At 43.1% G+C, this 21,148-nt stretch carries 20 protein-coding genes, 1 tRNA gene and 1 pseudogene; 14 read left to right on the top strand and 8 right to left on the bottom strand.

The genetic code is table 11. The features are described from left to right. Positions 1 to 130: 130 nt before the first annotated feature. Together V7K62_RS28530 and V7K62_RS28525 are read left to right on the top strand one after the other, a co-directional pair. Positions 131 to 1,303 carry a hypothetical protein gene (locus V7K62_RS28530; protein WP_334870150.1) on the top strand — a complete coding sequence of 391 codons (1,173 nt, stop codon included), beginning with the start codon at positions 131 to 133 and terminating at the stop codon, positions 1,301 to 1,303. A 50-nt stretch (positions 1,304 to 1,353) separates the two neighbouring features. Continuing rightward, a tRNA-Gly gene (locus V7K62_RS28525) sits at positions 1,354 to 1,424 on the top strand. A 519-nt stretch (positions 1,425 to 1,943) separates the two neighbouring features. Here V7K62_RS28525 and V7K62_RS28520 read toward each other — a convergent pair. Continuing rightward, entirely contained in the window at positions 1,944 to 2,990 is a 1,047-nt protein-coding gene (locus V7K62_RS28520; RefSeq protein WP_334870148.1) for an ABC transporter permease, read from the bottom strand. A gap of 67 nt (positions 2,991 to 3,057) precedes the next feature. After that, positions 3,058 to 3,576: an adenine phosphoribosyltransferase gene (locus V7K62_RS28515; RefSeq protein WP_334870146.1), complete on the bottom strand. Its 519-nt coding sequence runs from the start codon at positions 3,574 to 3,576 to the stop codon at positions 3,058 to 3,060. A 427-nt stretch (positions 3,577 to 4,003) separates the two neighbouring features. Between V7K62_RS28515 and V7K62_RS28510 the strand changes: the two genes are divergently transcribed. Beyond that, positions 4,004 to 4,630 (top strand): DUF3038 domain-containing protein, encoded by a 627-nt coding sequence (locus tag V7K62_RS28510; protein ID WP_334870144.1) that lies wholly within the window; start codon positions 4,004 to 4,006, stop codon positions 4,628 to 4,630. Next, positions 4,627 to 6,060: a DUF4335 domain-containing protein gene (locus V7K62_RS28505; protein WP_334870142.1), complete on the top strand. Its 1,434-nt coding sequence runs from the start codon at positions 4,627 to 4,629 to the stop codon at positions 6,058 to 6,060. Before V7K62_RS28510 ends, V7K62_RS28505 begins: the two co-directional genes overlap by 4 nt. A 166-nt stretch (positions 6,061 to 6,226) precedes the next feature. Here V7K62_RS28505 and V7K62_RS28500 read toward each other — a convergent pair whose 3' ends face one another. Next, positions 6,227 to 8,497, bottom strand: coding sequence for a transglycosylase domain-containing protein (locus V7K62_RS28500; protein WP_334870140.1), 2,271 nt, complete (start codon positions 8,495 to 8,497; stop codon positions 6,227 to 6,229). Positions 8,498 to 8,930: 433 nt separating this feature from the next. Between V7K62_RS28500 and V7K62_RS28495 the strand changes: the two genes are divergently transcribed. Then, positions 8,931 to 9,644 (top strand): hypothetical protein, encoded by a 714-nt coding sequence (locus V7K62_RS28495; protein ID WP_334870138.1) that lies wholly within the window; start codon positions 8,931 to 8,933, stop codon positions 9,642 to 9,644. Positions 9,645 to 9,851: 207 nt separating this feature from the next. On the opposite strand, the gene lspA is transcribed toward V7K62_RS28495, so the two are convergent. Further along, a complete protein-coding gene (gene lspA, locus V7K62_RS28490; protein ID WP_334870135.1) occupies positions 9,852 to 10,328 on the bottom strand; it encodes a signal peptidase II in 477 nt (158 codons plus the stop codon). Positions 10,329 to 10,422: 94 nt separating this feature from the next. Further along, positions 10,423 to 11,010, bottom strand: a complete 588-nt coding sequence (locus tag V7K62_RS28485) for a biotin transporter BioY (protein ID WP_334870134.1) — start codon at positions 11,008 to 11,010, stop codon at positions 10,423 to 10,425. A gap of 663 nt (positions 11,011 to 11,673) precedes the next feature. On the opposite strand from V7K62_RS28485, the gene pstS reads away from it, so the two are divergent. From pstS to V7K62_RS28460, 5 genes are all read left to right on the top strand, one after another. Beyond that, entirely contained in the window at positions 11,674 to 12,855 is a 1,182-nt protein-coding gene (gene pstS, locus V7K62_RS28480; protein ID WP_334870133.1) for a phosphate ABC transporter substrate-binding protein PstS, read from the top strand. A 142-nt stretch (positions 12,856 to 12,997) separates the two neighbouring features. Beyond that, positions 12,998 to 13,948 (top strand): phosphate ABC transporter permease subunit PstC, encoded by a 951-nt coding sequence (gene pstC, locus V7K62_RS28475; protein ID WP_334870131.1) that lies wholly within the window; start codon positions 12,998 to 13,000, stop codon positions 13,946 to 13,948. A 19-nt stretch (positions 13,949 to 13,967) separates the two neighbouring features. Further along, positions 13,968 to 14,849, top strand: coding sequence for a phosphate ABC transporter permease PstA (gene pstA / locus V7K62_RS28470; RefSeq protein ID WP_334870129.1), 882 nt, complete (start codon positions 13,968 to 13,970; stop codon positions 14,847 to 14,849). Between the two features lie 57 nt (positions 14,850 to 14,906). Continuing rightward, positions 14,907 to 15,713: a phosphate ABC transporter ATP-binding protein PstB gene (gene pstB, locus V7K62_RS28465; protein WP_334870126.1), complete on the top strand. Its 807-nt coding sequence runs from the start codon at positions 14,907 to 14,909 to the stop codon at positions 15,711 to 15,713. Between the two features lie 121 nt (positions 15,714 to 15,834). After that, positions 15,835 to 16,116: a hypothetical protein gene (locus V7K62_RS28460; RefSeq protein ID WP_334691509.1), complete on the top strand. Its 282-nt coding sequence runs from the start codon at positions 15,835 to 15,837 to the stop codon at positions 16,114 to 16,116. 147 nt (positions 16,117 to 16,263) lie between these two features. Here the strand turns inward: V7K62_RS28460 and V7K62_RS28455 are convergent, their stop codons facing one another. Beyond that, complete coding sequence (locus V7K62_RS28455) at positions 16,264 to 16,830, bottom strand: Uma2 family endonuclease (protein WP_334870124.1); 567 nt, start codon at positions 16,828 to 16,830, stop codon at positions 16,264 to 16,266. Between the two features lie 146 nt (positions 16,831 to 16,976). Between V7K62_RS28455 and V7K62_RS28450 the strand changes: the two genes are divergently transcribed. Both V7K62_RS28450 and V7K62_RS28445 read left to right on the top strand, forming a co-directional pair. Next, positions 16,977 to 17,372 (top strand): type II toxin-antitoxin system RelE/ParE family toxin, encoded by a 396-nt coding sequence (locus tag V7K62_RS28450; protein ID WP_334870122.1) that lies wholly within the window; start codon positions 16,977 to 16,979, stop codon positions 17,370 to 17,372. Positions 17,373 to 17,503: 131 nt separating this feature from the next. Next, positions 17,504 to 18,214, top strand: a complete 711-nt coding sequence (locus V7K62_RS28445) for a helix-turn-helix domain-containing protein (RefSeq protein ID WP_334870120.1) — start codon at positions 17,504 to 17,506, stop codon at positions 18,212 to 18,214. Positions 18,215 to 18,245: 31 nt separating this feature from the next. Here the strand turns inward: V7K62_RS28445 and V7K62_RS31690 are convergent. Together V7K62_RS31690 and V7K62_RS28435 are read right to left on the bottom strand one after the other, a co-directional pair. After that, positions 18,246 to 18,311: pseudogene (locus V7K62_RS31690) on the bottom strand (DUF29 domain-containing protein); the annotation flags it as partial. Between the two features lie 165 nt (positions 18,312 to 18,476). After that, positions 18,477 to 19,073, bottom strand: a complete 597-nt coding sequence (locus V7K62_RS28435; protein WP_289795753.1) for a glyoxalase-like domain protein — start codon at positions 19,071 to 19,073, stop codon at positions 18,477 to 18,479. Between the two features lie 196 nt (positions 19,074 to 19,269). Here V7K62_RS28435 and V7K62_RS28430 point away from each other — a divergent pair, with 196 nt between their 5' ends. Together V7K62_RS28430 and V7K62_RS28425 are read left to right on the top strand one after the other, a co-directional pair. Then, positions 19,270 to 19,908, top strand: coding sequence for a sigma-70 family RNA polymerase sigma factor (locus V7K62_RS28430; protein WP_334870116.1), 639 nt, complete (start codon positions 19,270 to 19,272; stop codon positions 19,906 to 19,908). A gap of 89 nt (positions 19,909 to 19,997) precedes the next feature. After that, positions 19,998 to 21,077, top strand: a complete 1,080-nt coding sequence (locus V7K62_RS28425; RefSeq protein WP_334870114.1) for a tetratricopeptide repeat protein — start codon at positions 19,998 to 20,000, stop codon at positions 21,075 to 21,077. The last annotated feature ends 71 nt before the right edge of the window (positions 21,078 to 21,148 follow it).

The following is a 21,148-nucleotide window of genomic DNA, read 5'->3' as shown; positions in this document are numbered from 1 at the left end:
CAAAGATTTGCTCGTTTTCTCAACCACCCCGCTCACAAGGATTGCGCTGCGGGCAAAATTGGTTGGGGGTGCTATAGTCACCTTGCTTGGCTTTCATCGTGCAGCCAAATCAAAGATTAGTTTCTATAATATGACACCATCGGTTGTAGACAAAACTCCAATTCCGGCCAAGGTCTGGAGACGACACACTGACCCACCAGGTTTGTGGATTTCTGTCGTGGTAGGTTCAGTCTCTCTGCACTTGCTGGTGTTCTGGCTGATGCGCTCATCTAATGCATTTAGTCTGTGGTTTCCCCAGCAAAATCAATCTGCTATTCCCATTGAATTGATAGACATTGCTCCCAAAACAAAATCAATAATCAAATCAAAATCAACAGCCAAAACAGTTTCGTCAAAGCCACTAGCCTCAACTCAAAAGTCCGTACCAGCAAGTCCACCACAAACAGCACGAATTACGCCTAGAAATCAAGATTTTGGCGCAATAAATTCTGTGGATAATCTCCAGCAGAAGAGTCGGACTTACGCCTCTAAACCTAATAACCAACCCTTTAGACAACCAAGAGTTCCTACGCCAACACCAACACCGAAACCAACACCGACACCAATCCCAACGGCTACAGCCACACCGAAACCAACACCGACACCTATAGCCACACCGACACCTACAGTTCCATCTGGGAATTTACCTTGGAAGCGTCGTCAAGAAATCAAACTGGGAAAGGGAACGCCACTACCTACAGGTATTCCATCAAATCGACCAGTTTCAGAACCTAAAAACAGAAAAACTTCAGCAACTCCGGCTAGAGAAACTCCAGTAACTCCGGCTAGAGAAACTCCAGCAACTCCGGCTAGAGAAACTCCAGCAACTCCGACTAGAGAAACTCCAGTAACTCCGACTGGGGGAGCATCAGTAGCAATAGTAGCTCCTTTACTTAGAGATGAAGTGAGTAACTTGATACAATCAGGAAGACTACGACAAGATGCTTTACCCGACGTTATCGCTTTATACAGGGGAAGCAACACAAAACAATTAGACTCAAGTTTTCTTGTCCACAATTCTGGACTTGAGCCAGCACAGCTGTTGGCTAGCTTAATAATTGATAACAATGGCAACTTTCAACGGGCTGTAGTTCTAGAAATAGAACCAGCAACACTGCAAAGTGCAAAAAGCACATACGAGCAAGTCCTCAGCGAAGTTTTCAAAACAGAAAACTTTCTTGCTGCCCACAACAACGATGGCACAAAACCAGAATTGAGCGATCTGTATGTGAGGATTAAAATCCAACCCGCTAATTCTAATTAAATGCTTGATTTTTTACAGAAACTGTGTTACATTTATAGGGTTGGAGATTTGCGGGCGTAGTTTAGTGGTAAAACTATAGCCTTCCAAGCTATTAATGCGGGTTCGATTCCCGCCGCCCGCTTAAAAAGGAAAATGCTGAAATCCACTAATACGAGAAGTAAGTGTGGGCTTGGTAAAAAAATCAGTTAGTTATATCATGTCCGCTTAATTACTTACCAAGAAGGGGGAAAGGGTTAAAGGAAGAAGAGCAAAGTTCTTTCCCCCATACGGTATAGAGCAAGTATTTTTAAATAGGTCGAACAAAAAAGAAGATTTTTGAGGCACGTAGTACGAACGCACTGCGTCTCGTAGAAGAGAAAAATCAGCGTCCATACTTGAAAACCCTGTTTTAAATATGGGGTTCCCTTTCCCTTTCCCCCTCATTATTAAACCCCAAGAATTCCGAAGAGCTTACTTGACACTGAAAGTAGCCAAATTCAAGAGAGGGTAAGGAATCGGCAGGATTTGCTTCAACGACATCCGCACTCTGACTACTTACTTGTTGTTTGATAGTTGGTAGCACTTAATCGCGTTTATGATCTCGGAGTCAGTACCCTGGAAATCGCCCAATACGTCTTGATTTTTTTCTTTTCATTGGCAGCTAATTGAGATTTTCTAGGCGAATGCGTGGATCGGCAGCTTTAAGCATCAAGTCAGCGATTAAATTGCCAACAATCAGCAGCACTGCGCCCATTACCAAGCTTGCCATTAATAAATATAAATCCTGAGCTTGTAAAGCCTGTAAAGTCAACCTCCCTAAACCGGGCCAGTTGAAGAAAAATTCGGCAATGAAGGCACCGTTTAATAAACCAGCCAATTCAAAACCCAATAAGGTAATTAAGGGATTTATGGCGTTGCGGAGTGCATGAACGTAGATGACGCGGTTTTCTGGTAAACCTTTGGCACGAGCCGTTTGGATGTAATCTTGACGCAGAACATCCAATAATTCGCCGCGAGTGATGCGTTGCAAACCAGCAAAACTAGTAATTGAGAGTGCGATCGTGGGTAAAATCATGTGCCAGCCGATATCTAAGATTCTGCCAAACCACGTCAGTTCTGAGTGATTGATGCTAGTCATGCTACCCACTGGGAACAGTGGCGAGGTGATTTGGGCAAAAACCAGCAGTGCTAAAACAGTGATGAAAATGGGAAAGCCTTGTCCAGCGTAACTAATCACCTGTAAAATCAGGTCTGCTGGCTTATTTTGTTTGACAGCGGCAAAGATCCCTAAAGGGATGGCGATCGCCCATGTGACAATTAAAGATGCGATCGCTAATAGTAAAGTCGCTGGTACTCGTTCCCACAGCAGCGATGCCACTGAACGTTGATAAATAAAACTCGTGCCAAAGTCCCCTTTTGTCAAGATTCGCCATAACCAAAGCCCAAATTGCTCTGGCCAAGACTTATCCAGACCAAACTGCCGTTTGATTTCCTCAATTCTTTCTGGAGATATCTTCGGATTTTGGCGCAGCGTATCTACATAATCACCGGGAGCAAGTTGAATGATGAAAAACGACAACGCTGATGCCAACAACAAAGTCAGCAGTGCCTGCAATACTCGCTTTACCACATAAACAAAAGTTTCGCTCGTGACTAGCCTGATTAGCCAATCCCGACCTGTCTCCAAGGAAATTTTCGTAGATGTCATTTATCTTTTGTCCTTTGTCATTTGTCGTTAGTCATTTGTCCTTTGTCTAATGACTAACGACAAATGACTAATATTCAATTAAAGAGATAATCGGCACGTCCGGCAAATATGTACGCGCTTGTAAATCCCGTAGCTCGATAATAAACCCAAATCCTACTATTTCGCAGCCAATTTTCTGCATCAACTTTGCTGTGGCACTCGCAGTTCCACCTGTGGCAATCAAATCATCCACAATCAAAACTCGGCTACCTTGGTGTAAAGCGTCTTGATGCACTTCTAGGCAGTCTGTACCATACTCTAGTTCATATTCAATTGAGTGAACGGCTGCTGGTAACTTACCTTTTTTGCGGACGGGAATAAAACCAACTCCTAACTTATAAGCCAGAGGTGAGCCAAAAATGAATCCCCTCGACTCGATACCAATGACATAATCAGCCGTTATTCCAGCTTCGTTGCATTTTTGTGTTAAAAAGTCAATAGTGTAGCGCAGTCCCTCTGGATCGCGCAGTAGCGTAGTAATATCCCGAAATAAAATTCCGGGTTTCGGGAAATCTGGGATGTCACGAACGAGAGACTTTAAATCCATAAAATGGGGAATAGGGAGTGCGGAATGGGGAGTAGGGAAAGTTAGGAGTGAAGAGTGAGGAGTTATTAATTTAAATTCATAGCTATCACAGTCCCCAGTCCCCAATCTCCAGTCCCCATTTTCAGATACCTGAAAAATCGTACACTATAATGTCATACGCTGGGGGTCGAGGCTGAAACTTCGCCTTTCATTGACGATAATTAGAATCTAAACCAAGCTAGAAAAGGTATTGCACTAAATAAATGAGGTGAATTAACTTATGTTTTAAAACTTTGATTTCAATATAGGGAAAACTTTGAGTAGAAAGAGTTAAGTAATGTATATATCAGGTAGTCATGTTACTGCCACAAGTCTAACGCTCAAGTCTGACTACCGATCTTAAATTTGTTTTATCTAGTCTGTTGGAACCGCACAAGGTATTTATAGAATGAATGTCTCAGCAAGTTTAACGCCGTTCAACAGTCCAACCCAAGACTCACTGCCGATGATTCTGGACACTTTACCAGATCCTGCGATCGCTTCCAAAACGTGTCCTCGGAGAACCAGGCTGCAAATTGACCTGATTTTACTGGCAATTGAAGCTTTAGAGCTTGGTGGTTCGGAAGCAATCCTGGCTTTTGCTCAAGAGTTGGATCTTAAAGGAATTGTTAAAGATAGGGTGAATTTATGGCGGATGCGTAGCTCTAACCCGCTACGAAGAGCGCATATACGCCGTCCCTTAACTATTATGGAAGCAAAAGCTTTGGTGGTCATTGCTTGCCACATAGCACGGCGTTTAACTGTTGTCATCCGCCAGTTATTAATGATATGTCAACAAATGGAAGAAAAACAGATTCCATTAGAACAGAATTTGCGGCTATCTAATTACCTAGAGCGGTTTAGAGCGCATTTTAAGAGCCGGATGAATGCTCGGCGTTCTGGTGTACTAGCATTAACTTCTGATGAAAAATTAGATGCGCTAGCGATAAATTTGTTAGGGCAATTACTATTTTGTACTGGTACAGCTGGAATGCAGCGGTTCTGGATTAGTCTTTTTGACGGTGAAGTGGAATGAATATTCAACGTAAGTACAGTCTACCTAATTGTACTCTTCTTTTAGAAGGGTTAAGTGATGTCACTAGGGCTGCACACTTCCAGGAAATGCGCCCAGAATTATCAATATTGGTAAATGCAGAATGCTATTTATCTGGTTACAATCAACCCCTAACGGGAGGGCGAGAATTTTTTGAAAGTTTGGTGAGGGCTGTTAGTGGCTATGCCCAAGAATTTTTAAGTAGTGTACCCAATCCGCAAGCACACAACCAAGAATCGGAGCTAGTAGAGTTTCAAAAAATTGACAGCAACCGCCACAGGTTAATCATACATTCAGAAAGTGCTCCAGAGGGGTTCGAGTCTCACTCTAACAATTCCAAACGTCCGCCTATTGAAATAGATTTGAATACGGTGCAGTTGTTTGATTTAGTAGAAGCAGTGGATCAGTTTTTTGCTGATACCCAGACTTTACCAGAATTATCCCTAGAACTACAACCAGTTACTAGACGCTATGGTGGTGCTAGTCAGGCTGTAATTAGGCAGGTCGTTCCTGCTGCCGTGGGAGTATCAAGTTTAGCAGTAGCAGCGATCGCATTTAACTTGATTCCACCTCCCCAAATGCGTCCACCGCAGCCTAAGCCAGATGAGCAAACTAGCTCTACAACAAAGAATCTTAATCCTCCAGCATCAGCGGCTGCAACTCCCATCGTCGCTGCAATTCCCACACCAACACCAACACCTAGTACAAAGCCAGTAGTCAAAGATTTAGAAACACTTTTAAATACAGTTCCAGAAATCACCGATCCATCCCAACTACGTGCATTGAATCGCCAAGTGTATAACCAAGTTCATCCAGCTTGGACTAAACGTTCAGGATTGCAACAGGATTTGATCTATCGTTTGGGTGTAGCTGCGGATGGAGCGATCGTTGGTTATAAAGCGGTGAATAAAGAGGCTAATCAAGAAGTCGGGCAAACTCCTCTGCCTAACCTACTTTATAATCCTGCTAATCGCGCTCCTATTTCCAATGAACCGATCGCCCAATTCCGAATAGTGTTTACTACAAATGGTGTGCTGCAAGTTAGCCCTTGGCGGGGATATGCTAAGACACCAGAAGTAGTCGGTGCAAGAATTACTGACTCTAATATCACTAAAGGTTTAAATCAAAAGCTTTATAATACAGTTCGCCAAAGCTGGAGTGGCACCCCCACCTTTACGCGAGATTTGAAATATCGGGTAGCAGTTAACAAAGATGGTGTAATTGCTGACTATGAACCACTTAACCAAGTTGCTTTTGACTATTTTCGGGAAACACCTCTTCCTAAGATGTTTAACGCTATCTATGGTTCTAATGTAGCTGCTCCCAATGACAAAGAACCTCTAGCCCACTTCCAAGTGATATTCAAGCCTAACGGTAAACTGGAAGTCACTCCTTGGCAGGGATATCAGTAATTGGGGATTGGGAATGGGGCATGGGGAAGAGAATTAAGTTGCTATTCCCTATGGCCTTTAGATAAGCCAATTCATCAAGAATTGGTTTCAATCTGCTTACGTTGCCCATCTCACAAAAGTCTATTGATCATTTATTGATCAATAGTTCCCAATGCCCAATGCCCATTTACCTTGTAATTCTCCGCATATAATTCCCCCATAATTGAGCTGCTTGAGCGCTGCTGCCAGATGTCGGGGAATTATTGTCGTTTCCCAGCCAAACGCCAGTTACAAGTCGCTGACTGGGGATAAAACCAATAAACCACAAGTCAACGTTTTTATCAGTGGTGCCAGTTTTACCAGCTTCCCCTAGTCCAATGGCAGCACTACGACCAGTACCTCTGGCGATTACACCGCGCATCAAACTAGTCATTTCATCGGCGACATCATTTGTCAACACTCGTTTGTTGGCACCTGGATCTTGGTCGAAGGAGTAGATTACCCGACAGGTTTTGATATCATTGCGATCGCGGCAATCACCACTATCTAAAATTCGGTTAATGGCATGGGGAGAATTTGACACACCGCGATTGCCAATAGCGCCAAAAGCACCAGTCATTTCCAAAACATTGACCACGCTTTGACCCAGTACCAATCCAGGAACTGGATCGAGCTTTGATTTTATCCCTAAACGCTGCGCCATTGCCACGACTTTATCCAGCCCGATTTCTCTGGCAACTCGCAGGGCGATCGGATTTTCTGAAAGCGCCAGCCCAGTGGCAATATCGAAGCTAGTGTCAGCACCAGCACGACAGGGTTTATATGTAAAGCCTTGCCAATTTAAAGGAGCGCAGGAATAACTTTTTGATGGTGAAATTCCCTGTTGAATAGCAGCGGTGTAAGCAAAGATTTTGAACGTCGAGCCTGGTTGTCTTTTGGCTTGAACAGCGCGATTGAACTGACTTTTTTTGTAATCAGTCCCGCCCACCATTGCGAGGATGCTACCAGTACTAGAGTCAAGAGTAACCACCGCCCCTTGAGAAAAATTAAAATTTCTGCCAGAGTTGTTCACCGAATTACTCAACGCTGCTTCTGCTTGTCTCTGTATCGCTGGATCGAGCTTGGTTTCAATGATATAGTTTCCTTCTCTTGCTGCTCCCTCCCCCAAGATGGATTCGAGTTCAGAGAAGACGTAACTGTAAAAATAAGGTGCGATCGTTTTAGCTTGCTGTTCGCAGACTTTAGGACTAATTTGGACAGTGGAGCGTCTAGCGCGGTTCGCATCTTCTGGTTTAATTTTGCCCATCTCCAGCAACCGCTTAATCACACGATTCCGGTATTCAGCGGCTTCTAGCTTATTTGGCCCATCCCCACAAAAATCGAAAGCGTTGGGGGCTGGTAAAATTCCTACCAATGTTGCTGCTTCTGCCAAAGTTAATTCTTTAGCCGACTTCTCAAAGTAATATCGGGCTGCATCCTCAAAACCAGAAGTATCCCCCCCCAAAAAAACCCGATTTAAGTACATCAGCAAAATATCATCTTTGCTGTAAAAAGTTTCGAGCTTCAGGGCGACAACTGCCTCCCGCAATTTGCGGCCAAGGGTATCCTGTCTGCCTACATACTCGCGGAACAAACTGCGGGCAACTTGCTGGGTAACAGTGCTGGCTCCTTGTTGCACATCCCCGCTGCGGCTATTAATCAACACAGCTCGTAAAATCCCCAGAGGATCAACCCCAAAGTGCCAGTAATAACGACTATCCTCTGAAGCCACGACAGCAGCAGGCAAATAAGGGCCAAATTCCTCTAATCGCTTCATGTCTACATGAGAGATAGTCCGAGGCTCTCTTAGGGGAGTGGCTCCATCACGGGCATAAACAACTACTGGGGCGCGTGTCGCTGTCGGTAGAGGTTTGACTGAAAATTTCAGCCATTCAACGCCAATCACTAACGTTAACAGGGCACCGACACCACCAACTCCATAAGCTGTCCAACTTGCAGCTTTGACATACCATGCTGGTGGATCGACGTATTGCAACCGTACAGAAGCGGCGAGTTCTGGGGGCCCCAGAGTCAGAATATCGCCGTGACGCAGTTCTAGGGAACTAACACGACGCTTGCCCCGATAAATGCCATTGGTGGAGTTTTCGTCTTTGATCACGAAAACTGGTGTGTGCTGAGTAGAATTCCGCGATAGTGACAGGTGAATTTGGCTGACAACAGGGTTACGGATGACGATATCGCTGGATTTGGAGCTACGACCGAGAATATAGCGATCGCCCAACAGTGGATATACCTCTGCTTTATCCGCCCCCGCATCCTGCACCCAAAGTTCCGGTACTTTGGCATTAGGCTTGAGCGCCAATTTAGAAAAATCGACCCTAGCTTGAATCGTATGTACTGCTTGAGTCAGTTGACCTAGTAACGTTTGTGGCTTGTGAGGGGGTTGGGGAGAACTCATCGGCTATTCACATCACAGTTTTTAGTGAAGAATCGGGCGAATTACAATCAATCTAGATGTTAGTCTTTCATCATTTTACTCATAAGCTAAAGCAGAAATTGCCTATACGGAACTTTTTGATCTAATTTATACTTTAATTTTTATTAAAATTATAATTAATTCGTGATTTTAGTCACTTACTTTAATAGAAGCACAAATTTTTCTCCATTCTCAAAGTCTTATCTAATCTAGTATTACTAGTTCAATAACTACAAGCATAATTTTTATTGTTGTATTTTTAAACACTAGTCATCAATAAAGAACTGATTTAATTTTTACCAATTTTACATATCCACATATTCTGAAAAAACCTAAATATCTTCATTTAGGAAGATTTTCTAAATCTTATAGTTTGTTTTAATGGGGCGAGTGTTCCGTTGAGGTTAATTTCAGAATGATGGGAAAATCTCTGACCCTGATTGGTACAGCTTTATCTTTGGCACTTACCACTAATATTGCTGTAGCCGAATCCAGTAAATCCCCCATAGCCCAATCTAGTAGCGACTCCACTAGCGCACCAACGGAAATCAAGATGTCGCCAGAAGGTATGAAAATTCTGTGCGAGTATTTTCCGCTAAACTCCCGTTGTCCCAACGGCACAGCAGCCACCCCTAGCGCTCCTAGTGGCACTACAGTACCAGCAGAAACCACAACGCCTGATAGCACGACCACCACTCCTGATAGCACAACTGCACCAGGAACCATTACCCCACCTGGATCTGGCACTCCCGAAACCACTCCAGCACCAGGAAGCATGACCCCACCTGAAAGCGCTCCTGGCAACTTAACTCCAGCACCAGGAAGCATGACCCCACCTGAAGGCGCTCCTGGTAAGTTAACTCCAGCACCAGGAAGCATGACCCCACCTGAAGGCGCTCCTGGTAAGTTAACTCCAGCACCAGGAAGCATGACCCCACCTGCACCTGGCGCACCTAGTAACTTAACTCCAGCACCAGGAAGCATGACCCCACCGGAAGGCGCTCCTGGCAGCACTACCGAACCAAGTAGCCCAACTTCACCTGAGTCTGGCACTCCTGGCAGCAGTACCGAACCAGGAAGCTCTCCCAGTACTCCAAGTACACCAAAAACTCCTACCACAGGTAATTAAATTAAAAGCTGGGGCATAATCTAAATACTAGTTTGCCATCAGCGATCGCCGGTGCATCTTTCTTCACCTCTTGCACCAGTTATACAAACTGGTGTCAGGTGACAAATAAAAATCGCTGAAACCTTATAGATAAAGTCTTCGCATATAAGACTGAGCAAGGGTTTCACTAATCAAAAGCCTGGGATTAATCATCCCAGGCTTTATACTTTAATGCGATCTACCAGTTGAAGTCGGTGTTTTTTGCAAGGAAGCAATTAACAGGCAAACAATACCAATACTAATAAATGAGTCTGCCACATTAAATACAGCAAAGTTAATCAGGCGAAAATCAAGAAAGTCAACGACGTAGCCTAAAACAAAACGATCAATCCCGTTGCCCATAGCTCCACCTAAAATTAAGCCATAGCCTAACTGATCCCACAAATTTAACGTCGGGCCAAACAACGCCAACGCTATCAATACTAAACTCACTCCTAAAGATAGCCAGCGCAACCACTCTACTTTCCCACTTAACAGACTAAAAGCGGCACCAGTGTTAGTGACATAGGTGAAGTGAAATATCCCAGGTAAGAGTGGTAGTGTCTGCCCCAAGCTAAAGCTTTGCACCACCCAGTACTTTGTTATTTGGTCTAAGAAAAAAACGATGAAGGCAGCGATCCAGAAGAGACGATTTTTTAAACGCATGGTGAATTAGTCATTGGTCATTGGTCGTTGGTCATTGGTCGTTGGTCATTAGTCATGAGTTTTTGACAAATGACAAAGGACGAAGCACAATGAACTAATAAAACATTAAGTGACGTAATATATATGCTATTACAGTCACTGCACAGACTACAGTTAGTTGACCTGGTAGTGCAAACCAGGAGTATCTGAGGATTGCTTGCATCAAGGGTAGATTTTCTGTGCCTTTCCACTGAAAAAGATAGCTAATAATCAAATAAGTAATACCGCAGATGTGGAGAGTTAACAAGCCACAGATGCAACTAAAGGCAAGAGTTTCTAGTCGAGGTCTAGCTTTAAAGGCGAACAAGCCACAAATCCAAGCTCCAGGAATAAAGCCTAGCAGATAGCCAAACTGAGATAGCTTGATATAACCAATACCGCCGCCATCGGCAAATACTGGTAGTAAGGTTAACCCCATGACTAAATAGGCAATTTGCGAGAGCGCACCAGCATTTTTGCCCCCTAAACAACCCACCAACAATACTGCGCCAATTTGAAAAGTGACACCTAAAGAAAAAGTCTGAATTCCGTGCTGACTCCAAGTCCAAGGTAAGGTGATGCCATAAACTTCTAAGAAGGTACCACCCATTGTCAGGAGTAAGCCAATCATAGACCATAGTAATTGATTGGAAGCAGCAAACATTTATCAGGCAACCAAGGAAAAGCAAAAGGGAAAACCAACAGCAACTAGTATATTCATTAATTATTGAAATGAAATTTGTGCTGACATCTTAAGAACTAGCATATTTTCTTTTGCCTTTTTGGTATGTAATTTTTCAGTTTTGCGAATTGCGGCTCAGTGTCTATGGTCTGATTTTATTGACTGAGGCGTGTTCTTAATTCTGGTATTTCACCTAAAACATGGTAAAACATGTATTATTGAACTTAGTATAAATACTAAGGTTTCAAGTGATTGCCTAAATTTAGCTACAAAGTGCTTAATATTTATAGCGTTTCTCGGTTGAGTAAGATTCAGATACTTTCTCCTAAAAGGAGAAAGTATAGAGTGTATAGTATGTAAACAAAAAACACTACATACCACAATTTTTCACGACTTGGCCAACGAACCTACTCTATCAATAAAGTTTTGTAAATACGTATAATCAACTTCATGTAGTGCTATTTATATCTTTCAAATAAAGCAAGAGTATAAAATTTATCAAGCAAAACTAGAAATAGGGGTTTGTTCTTCATCAAAAAAACCAAGCATTTTTTTGTTCTTTTAACCTATCGTTAATCTTTACTGTTGTCCTTTAGGAGTATCTTAGAAACGCTCACCTGAAAAGTTACTAAAAAATTGATAGCGATGCTCTCACATCTTAGTGCAACAAAAACTCATCGCCTCACAGGTTCAATTTCAGTGTTAGCACTGACAATCAGCCTAGCAGGTTGTGGCGGACAGCAAACCCCAGATAGTACAGCCACCAAGGATACACCTTCTGGTACTGCTACAGACACTACTGCCTCTAGCCCAGCTAAATTAGACCTTGGCGGAACCGTAAAGTTAACCGGGGCTGGTGCGTCTTTTCCGGCACCACTGTACGATACCTGGTTCACGGATTTAAACAAAAAATATCCAAATCTCCAAGTTGACTATGCATCAGTTGGTAGCGGTGCTGGAGTCGAGCAATTTATCAAAGGTACTGTAGACTTTGGTGCCAGCGATGTTGCGATGAAGGATGAAGAAATCCAGAAAGTACCAGCAGATAGGGGTGTTATTTTACTGCCTGTGACTGCTGGTAGCATCGTGTTGGCTTACAACTTGCCTGATGTTCCAGAACTCAAGCTCCCACGAGCCGTTTACGCCGATATTCTACTAGGCAAAATCACGTCTTGGGATGATGCCCAAATTGCCAAGGCTAACCCAGGTGCAAAGCTTCCGAAAGAGGCGATCGTAGTTGTTTATCGTTCCGATGGTAGCGGAACTACGGGTGTGTTCACAAAACACCTCAGCGCGATCAGCCCAGAGTGGAAGACTAAAGTTGGTGAGGGCAAAACTGTCAACTGGCCTAAGGGAGTCGGTGCTAAGGGTAATGAGGGTGTTACCGCTCAAATTCAACAAACTCAAGGTTCTATTGGTTATGTCGAGTACGGCTATGCCAAACAAAATAGTCTCAAGTTTGCTGCTTTGGAAAACAAAGGCGGCAAGTTTGTTGTAGCTAGTGAAGAGTCAGCCTCTAAAACTCTCGAATCAGTACCTCTACCCGCAAATCTCCGCTCCTTCATTTCTGATCCCGAAGGGGCTGATTCCTATCCCATCGTTACTTACACCTGGATTTTGGCTTACAAGAAATATCCCAATGCGGCAAAAGCTAAGGCGATCGAAGCTGCAATCGAATATGCCTTAAGTGAGGGTCAGAAACAGGCTAGTGCATTAGGGTATGTTCCTCTACCCCAAAACGTCATCACAAAGGTAGCTGCGGCGGCTGACCAAATCAGTCCAGAGTATAAAATCTCTGTTGCCAGTGGTAGTAGCGCTAGCAAGTAAGCAATCAAACATGCCATATTCAATAGTAACTTGAAACATGGGGTTACTATTGTATCAGTTTAAACAAATGATGAGGCGACAAATTTACTAATCTGGTTGCCTCCCATATTTTTTTGTGATTTAATTGTGAAAGTCGGTATTCATGACTACAAATTCTCAAAATCTGTCCTCAGCGATGAAAAATCGCTCTAGCGCAGAGAAGTCCCTAGATCAGGGTTTTATTTGGCTGACTAAAATTTTCGCTTTTGGGGTTGCTGGTACTTTATTATGGATCGGGTCGCAGGTTGCAATTGGCTCTTGGCCTGCCATCCAAAAGTTTGGTGCTGGCTTTTTAGTCAACACTACTTGGAACCCGGTTAATGATAGCTACGGGGTTCTACCTCAAATCTATGGAACTCTCGTGAGTTCTTTTATTGGTCTGCTGATAGCAGTGCCGATTGGGGTTGGTACTGCTATTGTACTGAGTGAGGATTTTTTACCCGCTAAAGTGAAGCTGGTACTGGTTTTCGCAGTAGAACTGCTCGCAGCTATTCCCAGCGTTGTCTACGGCGTGTGGGGTATTTTTGTTTTAGTGCCAATCTTAACCAACTTGGGAAAATGGCTCAATGGTTACTTTGGCTGGCTACCATTTTTTAGCACTTCTCCTACAGGGCCAGGAATGTTACCGGCGGGAGTCATATTAGCGATTATGACTTTGCCCATCATCACAGCTTTATCCCGCGATGCTTTGATTTCTGTACCCCCCAGTTTGCGCCAAGCCTCTATAGGGCTGGGAGCAACCCGCTGGGAAACGATTTTGCAAGTTCTCATTCCAGCAGCCTTTTCAGGCATAGTTAGTGCTGTGATGCTGGGACTGGGCCGGGCAATGGGAGAAACAATGGCTGTCACGATGTTAATTGGCAACTCCAACAACATCAGTCTCTCTCTTTTAGCACCAGCCAATACGATTTCTTCTCTACTGGCAAATCAATTCTCAGAAGCTAGTGGTTTACAAGTTGCGGCTTTAATGTACGCGGCTTTAGTTCTATTTTTCTTGACACTGGTAGTCAATATTCTCGCAGAGTTGATCGTTCTGAGAGTCAAGCGAATATAGCTTAGTTTTGGGTTAAATTATGACTTCTAATTTTCCAGAGCGCAGTTTAACTCGCTCCCCCACGTCTCAAAGGACACTGTTTAATACAGTGATGACCGTAGTCGCATTTACCTGCGGAGTATTGGCTCTTTTACCTTTGCTTGCAGTACTCTCTTATGTGATTATTAAAGGCTTTAGTAGTCTGAATCTGGCGGTGTTTGTGGAATTGCCACCCAAAGCTCTACAAAAGGGAGGAGGGTTTGGTAATGCAATTTTAGGCACACTACTAATGGTAGGAATTGCTGCCTTTATTAGCATCCCCTTTGGAGTTTTGGGGGCGATTTACATCACTGAATTTAGTTCGGCGAGAGTAGCCAGATGGGTACGTTTTGCGGCTAACGTCCTGAGTGGAGTTCCCTCAATTATTGCTGGGGTATTTGCTTATGGGATTGTAGTTTTAACACTGGTAAAATTGAACTTAGGATCGTATTCAGCTCTCGGTGGAGGGTTTGCACTGGCAATTTTGATGTTGCCTATTATTCTGCGAACGACTGATGAAGCCTTACAGTTAGTATCGCAAGATTTGCGACAAGCATCTGTAGGGTTGGGAGCGACTAACTTTCAAACGGTGAGTCAAGTAGTCTTACCAGCAGCTTTACCAGCTATTGTAACTGGGGCAACGCTAGCGATCGCCAGAGCCTCTGGAGAAACCGCACCTTTGCTATTTACTGCTCTGTTTTCTAATTTTTGGCCAGATAGCTTATTTCAACCGACAGCTTCCCTGGCTGTTTTGGTTTATAAATATGCCATTTCTCCGTTTAAAAATTGGCAATCTCTAGCTTGGGCAGCATCTTTGATTTTGGTATTGATGGTTCTAATCACAAGTATCATCGCTCGCTGGGCAACTCGTCAAAAAGCTTAGTAGACAACCATATACAGTGCAGATCCCCATCGCTTAAACTAACACTAGATTTAATTTATGCCTACCAACACTAGGACAGTGAATGACACTGAAACCGTTTTACGCACTGAAAATCTCAACATTTACTACGGCAAATTTTTAGCCTTACAGAATATTTGGCTAGATATACCGAAAAATCAGGTGACTGCTTTTATCGGCCCTTCTGGTTGTGGTAAAAGTACGTTGTTGCGATGCTATAACCGTCTCAATGACCTGATTGAGTCATTTCGGGCAGAAGGTAAAATACTTTTTTACGATAAAAACTTGTATGCACCCGATATCGACCCTGTAGAAGTACGTCGGAGAATTGGGATGGTGTTTCAAAGACCAAATCCATTTCCCAAATCAATTTATGACAATATTACTTTTGGAGCCAAAATCAACGGCTACAAAGGTAATTTCGATGAATTAGTAGAAAGCAGTCTCAGAAAAGCAGCTTTGTGGGATGAAGTCAAAGATAAACTACAGCAAAGTGGCTCATCTTTATCGGGTGGACAACAACAGCGGTTATGTATTGCTCGTGCGATCGCAGTGCAACCTGAAATTATACTGATGGATGAACCTTGCTCCGCTCTTGACCCCATTTCCACCTTGCGGGTTGAAGAACTGATTCACGACCTTAAAGAGCAATATACTATTGTCATTGTCACCCATAACATGCAGCAAGCAGCCCGTGTTTCTGATAAGACAGCCTTTTTTAATGTTCGAACTTCAGACACAGGAACCCGTAGCGGTTATATGGTAGAATACGACGCGACAGAAGTAATTTTCAATAATCCTCAGCAGGAAGATACCAGAGATTACGTCAGTGGCAAATTTGGATAAATAAGTATTTCAAATTGTTTATTTTAAAGCAATGAGGGATACTCGGAAATTAAAGATGTGCGATATTCCTCTATGTTTTTTATTTGAAGAACTTTTTTCCTCCCCAACAAACTTCATCTCCATGCTGTCCGAAGTCTATTACTTGGTGCGCTCAAAAACTGACGGGAATTATCTTATAGCTCGTCCTGATGCTGAAACATCGGGTTATTTATTGTTGTTTCAGGAAAACTTTGACGCCCTTAGCTATCTCAACACCCACGCAGCAGAAGTGGCAAATCGCTTTGCAGTGGAATCTATCGCGCGTACACAGTTGGGAAACTTGCTCAAACGCTGGGGTTTTAGCGGTGTGGGTATTGTGACTGACCCGTTATTGCCCAAAGTTGAGTTTTTACAGCACAGTTAAGCTTTACTTTCTCATTTGTTAATTGGATATCCGTCATAAATGTTGGGTTTTGTTTCTCAACTAGCGAGGGGAGCGATCGCCTGAGCAATTCCTCAGCATCCATACCTCAATTCCCGCATTAATTAACATATTCAAAATATTATGGTGTTAAGTAAATAGTTGTGCGATCGCACAAGTAAAATCAGGTAATATGGGTGAACTCAATTCGTCACCATTGAATAACGTAGCAACTAACTTTAAACTCGCTTGTTCGCGTCGATATACTTCCACCTGTTGCTTACGCCAATCTACAATCCAATATTCTCTGACTCCTCGTGATGAGTAGAGCTTAAGTTTTAGTTCTCTATCCCGCTTTTCGTTTTCACTACCAGCAGATAATACCTCTACAATTAGTTCTGGCGCACCAGTCAAATGTCCCGCCTCGTCTAAAAGTAGGGGCAATCTCTCATTGCTAGCCCAGACAACATCGGGAATAACATTATCATTGTCGCCAAAAATTATTCCTGGAGCAGCCACAACTTCTCCCAGACCAGTAGTTTGTGACCAGTTATCCAAGGAAGTGCTAATTCTGACACAAGTTTTTTGATGCTTCCAGTGGGGCGCTTTAGTCACAAACAATTCTCCGTCAATAATTTCATAGCGATTCCCGTTATCTGGAAACAACTCTAAATCGGCGGTAGTCCAGCGCACTCTCTCAGATATTGGCTGGTTCATAAATCATCTCTGTTAGGGGATTTACCTATTTTAGCCTGAGTGGAAATTGAACATTTTAGTTGCATTCCCATAATCCATGGGATATTCCTTATAGAGAATAATATATGGACATTCCTTGGAAGGAATATTATACTCTGAGGTAGAAAGTGAATTGGACTTGGAAACTTTATCAAGATGTCAATGGGGAAATCCCCAAAGATTTACTTGCTTTTTTCATTAGGATGATTCCTGAACAGGAGCAACCAGAAAATCCACCAAAGCCATTACTGAGTCCTTCCGAAACCAGGCGTTTGCAAGTTAACCTTGGCTACCTGTGTAATAAAGGACTCGCATCGCTCACAAGTGGCATCTTTGAGAAACTCGAAGATGACCTGTATGAGTTACGCATGACTAAAAGCGAACATAATCCAAGGTTTATTTTAACGGCTGCGACTCCTCAGCGATTTGTTGTGCTGCACGCCTTTATGAAGAAATACGACAACGCTATTAAAGATAGAGACAAAGAGCCTGCAAGAGTGAAGACCTCTTGCATAAATCAATAAATTTGAACCCCACCCCGCCAAAGCTACGCTTTGTCTCCCCTCCCCGCTTGCGGGGAGGGGTTGGGGGTGGGGTGTTACGGACTTTTGCAAGAGGTCTTGAGATTACGTGAATTGCAGCAGAGGGAAAATTGATGAAAAAACCTAATTTTCAAGCTTGGTTGCAGGAGAAGGTAAGCGACGAGCCAGAAGTGATTTTGGCGGGAAAGTTAGAGTATCTGCGCCTATATCTTACCGATGCTATGCGGGAAATACGTAATAAAGCAGGATTGACTCAGGCACAGTTAGCCCAAAAACTAGGAGTAAAGCAGGCGGCTGTGTCCAAGTTGGAGTCGGCGTTAAAGGAACACGAGTTGGAATCGGTGTTGCACTATTTACATACCTTGGGTGCAGATTTGCTGGTAGCCGTCAAACAAGGAGATGACTTATATCAAGCTAGTGATAACGAAGGTGTGTTGCTGGTAGATGTACCAGATGTAGTTTTCCAAAAAGCATTGGCGGCAAACATGAGCGTCCGGGAATATGTGCGTGTCGCCGTTGAGAAGTTTTCTGGCGAAGATGATGGACTGAAAACAGCTTTGGTAAAACTGCTGGAAAGTGACGATTCTGTAGCGGTTAAAGTGAGAGAGCATTTGGGTACAAGGACAATCGGAGAAATTGCTGTAGAGTTGGAAAAATGTTTGAGTCTATCTGAAGAAGATAAGATTTTTGCTGTGAAAAATGTTTTGGCTGCTAATGTGGCGTCTAGAGAAAGTAATCGTGGAAGTAGTGATGAAATTGATGAGATTGAGTTGTTGGATTTAGCAGAAGAATTGCTAGATAAATTAACAAATATATCAGATTAACTGTATCTAATTGTTCCCAATGTTGAGTTTTGAGCAAGCTAACCTGCTTTTGCGTCCAACCATAGAAATCTGTTTCATATAGGTGAGATGTGTACATTTTTTCTACTTTATTTACACCTATCTACTTACCTACCCCTGCGGTAACGCTTGCACGAAAATCCAAAATCTAAAATCCAAAATCTAAAAATAAATATTGGGTTTAGCGATGCCTACGGCGGCAAGCTACGCCAAACCCAACCTCAAATAATCTAAAACCTCAGAACTAATTCGCTACCTCAGCCACCTCAATAACTCGCCCTTCGTAGTCCTTGACCAAAAAATTCAAGGGTTTGTGGTTACGAATCTTCAATTTCAAACCGCGCATTTCGATTCGCATTAAAATCATTTCCAGGCAGTCATGGTCAAAACAAACGTGGCGTTGCTGATTTTTGCTACCTAAACTCGCACCAGTAATAACGTGTAACTGGGTGTTTTTCTTCAATTGATACCACAGCCCATCGTTAGCATTATTCATCATTTTGCTAGACAAGCTTGGCCCAGTAGACATATATAACGGATCGATGCCAGTTGCGCCTATAGTTTGTTCGTAGTTGTAGTAATAGTGCAATGGCACCTCAGCTGCTGGCAAATCTAGCAGTCCTTCATACAACTGTCGGGCAATCTCCAAATCTGACACCATTACAGTGTGTACTTTTGGGGCACTGGTGAGAAACATCCACATAGCACCAGCGTAAGCTGCTAGCAGCATTACCATAATGCCTTGGGTGGAGAACAGGCTATCTAAGGGCAGGGAAGGCAGAAAGGAGCCTAAAGTAAGGGGACTGAGCAGGAACGATATCACACTAACTGCTATAACCATGAACAAATAAGGATTCTTTAAGAGAGTTGATTTTATGATTGTCGATTAAGACTAAAATTAAGTCCTTGTTTCTAGTTTATCAATACTCAAGTAGTCTGAGTCTCATCTACAAACTGAGCAACACCAAGATATTATGCGATTAACTAGGGGAGTGCAATTCCCAAAACTATTTTAACAACTATCAACTCCAAGACTTGTGCAAATTCCTCATTTTCCCGAAGCTAATCACCCACTGGTGAAGTCGCTCTTCCATCACAGTGACCATGAATTACTGACTCTGTTTCAGCGCTATCCAGATGTCGGAAAGTACTTTACGGTGATTTTTTGCCGCTATAGCCCCATAGTCTACACCTTAATTCGGCATTCGGCGCGATCGCCTGTGCAGGCAGATTATCTGTTTGCCCTCACCTGGCGACATATCTATTACGAACTCGGTGGACTGAATTTAACTGACTCTGAATCAGGCGAGTCAGCCTTGACCATGCAAAATTGGTTAATTAATATGACAGCTTTCTGTATTAACGAGATTAAACTACCACCCACAGAAGCAATTCATTATTCTCTCCAAGCGACTTCACCGCCGCTATGGTGCTATGTAGAACAGGCGTTAGACCAACTACCACCAGTTTTACGATTAATCGTGTTAATGGCTCAAACTTTCCACTGGAGCGAAACTAGAATCGCTGCCTATCTCCAAGCTGAAGGAGAAGCGATCGCTCCTAGTGAAGTAGCCAATTTTCTCCAAGAAGGCTATCGTATGCTAGAGGACAAATTACCCACAGATATCCGCACCATATACTTTGGGGACGATTTTGTTCAATCCAAACTTAAGTAAAAATGCGTATACTGATTGTCTTCAATTTAAAAACTTAAAACTTCTTCTTAGACCTTCTACTTAAACCCGCAACTTTAGGGGTAATTTTTATGAAACAACGGCTTGTATTTCCCAGGCAAAAGGTAGGCTTAATTTGTGTAGGTGCGGTTTCTTGTCCCCAAGTACTTTTACACAGCTTTTTACTGTTTGCTTTTTTGCTGAGTCCTGTAGCCGGTGCGGTTGATATTACCGAACAACTCCATCGCCCTTTAAATAATTCCGTTGGGCGACAATCAAGAGATCAAGCAGACGGTTTGCTGCGTATTGGTGAACAAGAATACGCTTCCGGATATGCCGACAAAACAATTGTGTCTTGTTTGCGGGCATTAGAACTATATCATTCCATTGGCGACCTGAAAGCACAAGGTATGACCTACAATTTGCTTGCTAAAGCTTATGTGCAGGTTGGTAGTTCAAAAGAGGCGGAAGATGCTTTAAGAAGAGGATTAGCGATCGCTCGTGATACTAAAGACTTCCAATCTCAAATTTTTGTGCTGAATAATATCGGTACATTTCTGCTGCAACAAGGCGAATTTGCTGCTGCTGGTAAAACAGTTGAAGATGCACTCACAATTGCTCACGGTGTCAAAAATATTGAAGGTGAAGGATTATCTTTGAGTAATTTGGGTTTGGTAAGTGCCAGGTTGGGAGATTACAACAAGGCGATTAAACTGTACGAAAATGCTTTAACTTTCCGCCGTCAGACTGGCGATGCCATAGGTGAAGCAAATACCCTGAATAATTTAGGTGATGCCTACTTAGCATCTGGAAATTATCAGGATACTATTGCTACTTATGGTGAAGCAATGCAGACAGCTAGAACCAACCGCGATCGCACTAATGAATTACGGGCAATTGACGGTTTAGTTACATCTCACACTGCTGTAGGACGTTACGAACGCGCTTTTGACTTACTAGAGCAACGTTTAGCACTCGCAAGAGAGTTGCAAAATGTGCGAGAAGAATTAAAATCTTTTGAATCTTATGCTCAGTTATATAAGCAACAAGGTAATTACCTAACTGCCCGCAATTTTTACGAAAGGGCGATTATATTGGCGCGGACATTGCAAGACAGCAAGCAAGAAGTGCAATTGCTAGATCAGCTAACTAAAATGCTTCACCGGAAGTAGCAGTAGGACACCGGAAATCTTTTGCATCGTTGAAAGTAGGGGCAATTGATCAATTGCCCCTACTGTTTTGT

The organism is Nostoc sp. (genome assembly GCF_036917935.1).
In the GTDB taxonomy this organism is placed as follows: domain Bacteria; phylum Cyanobacteriota; class Cyanobacteriia; order Cyanobacteriales; family Nostocaceae; genus Nostoc.
This window is presented reverse-complemented; position numbering and strand designations above follow the sequence as displayed.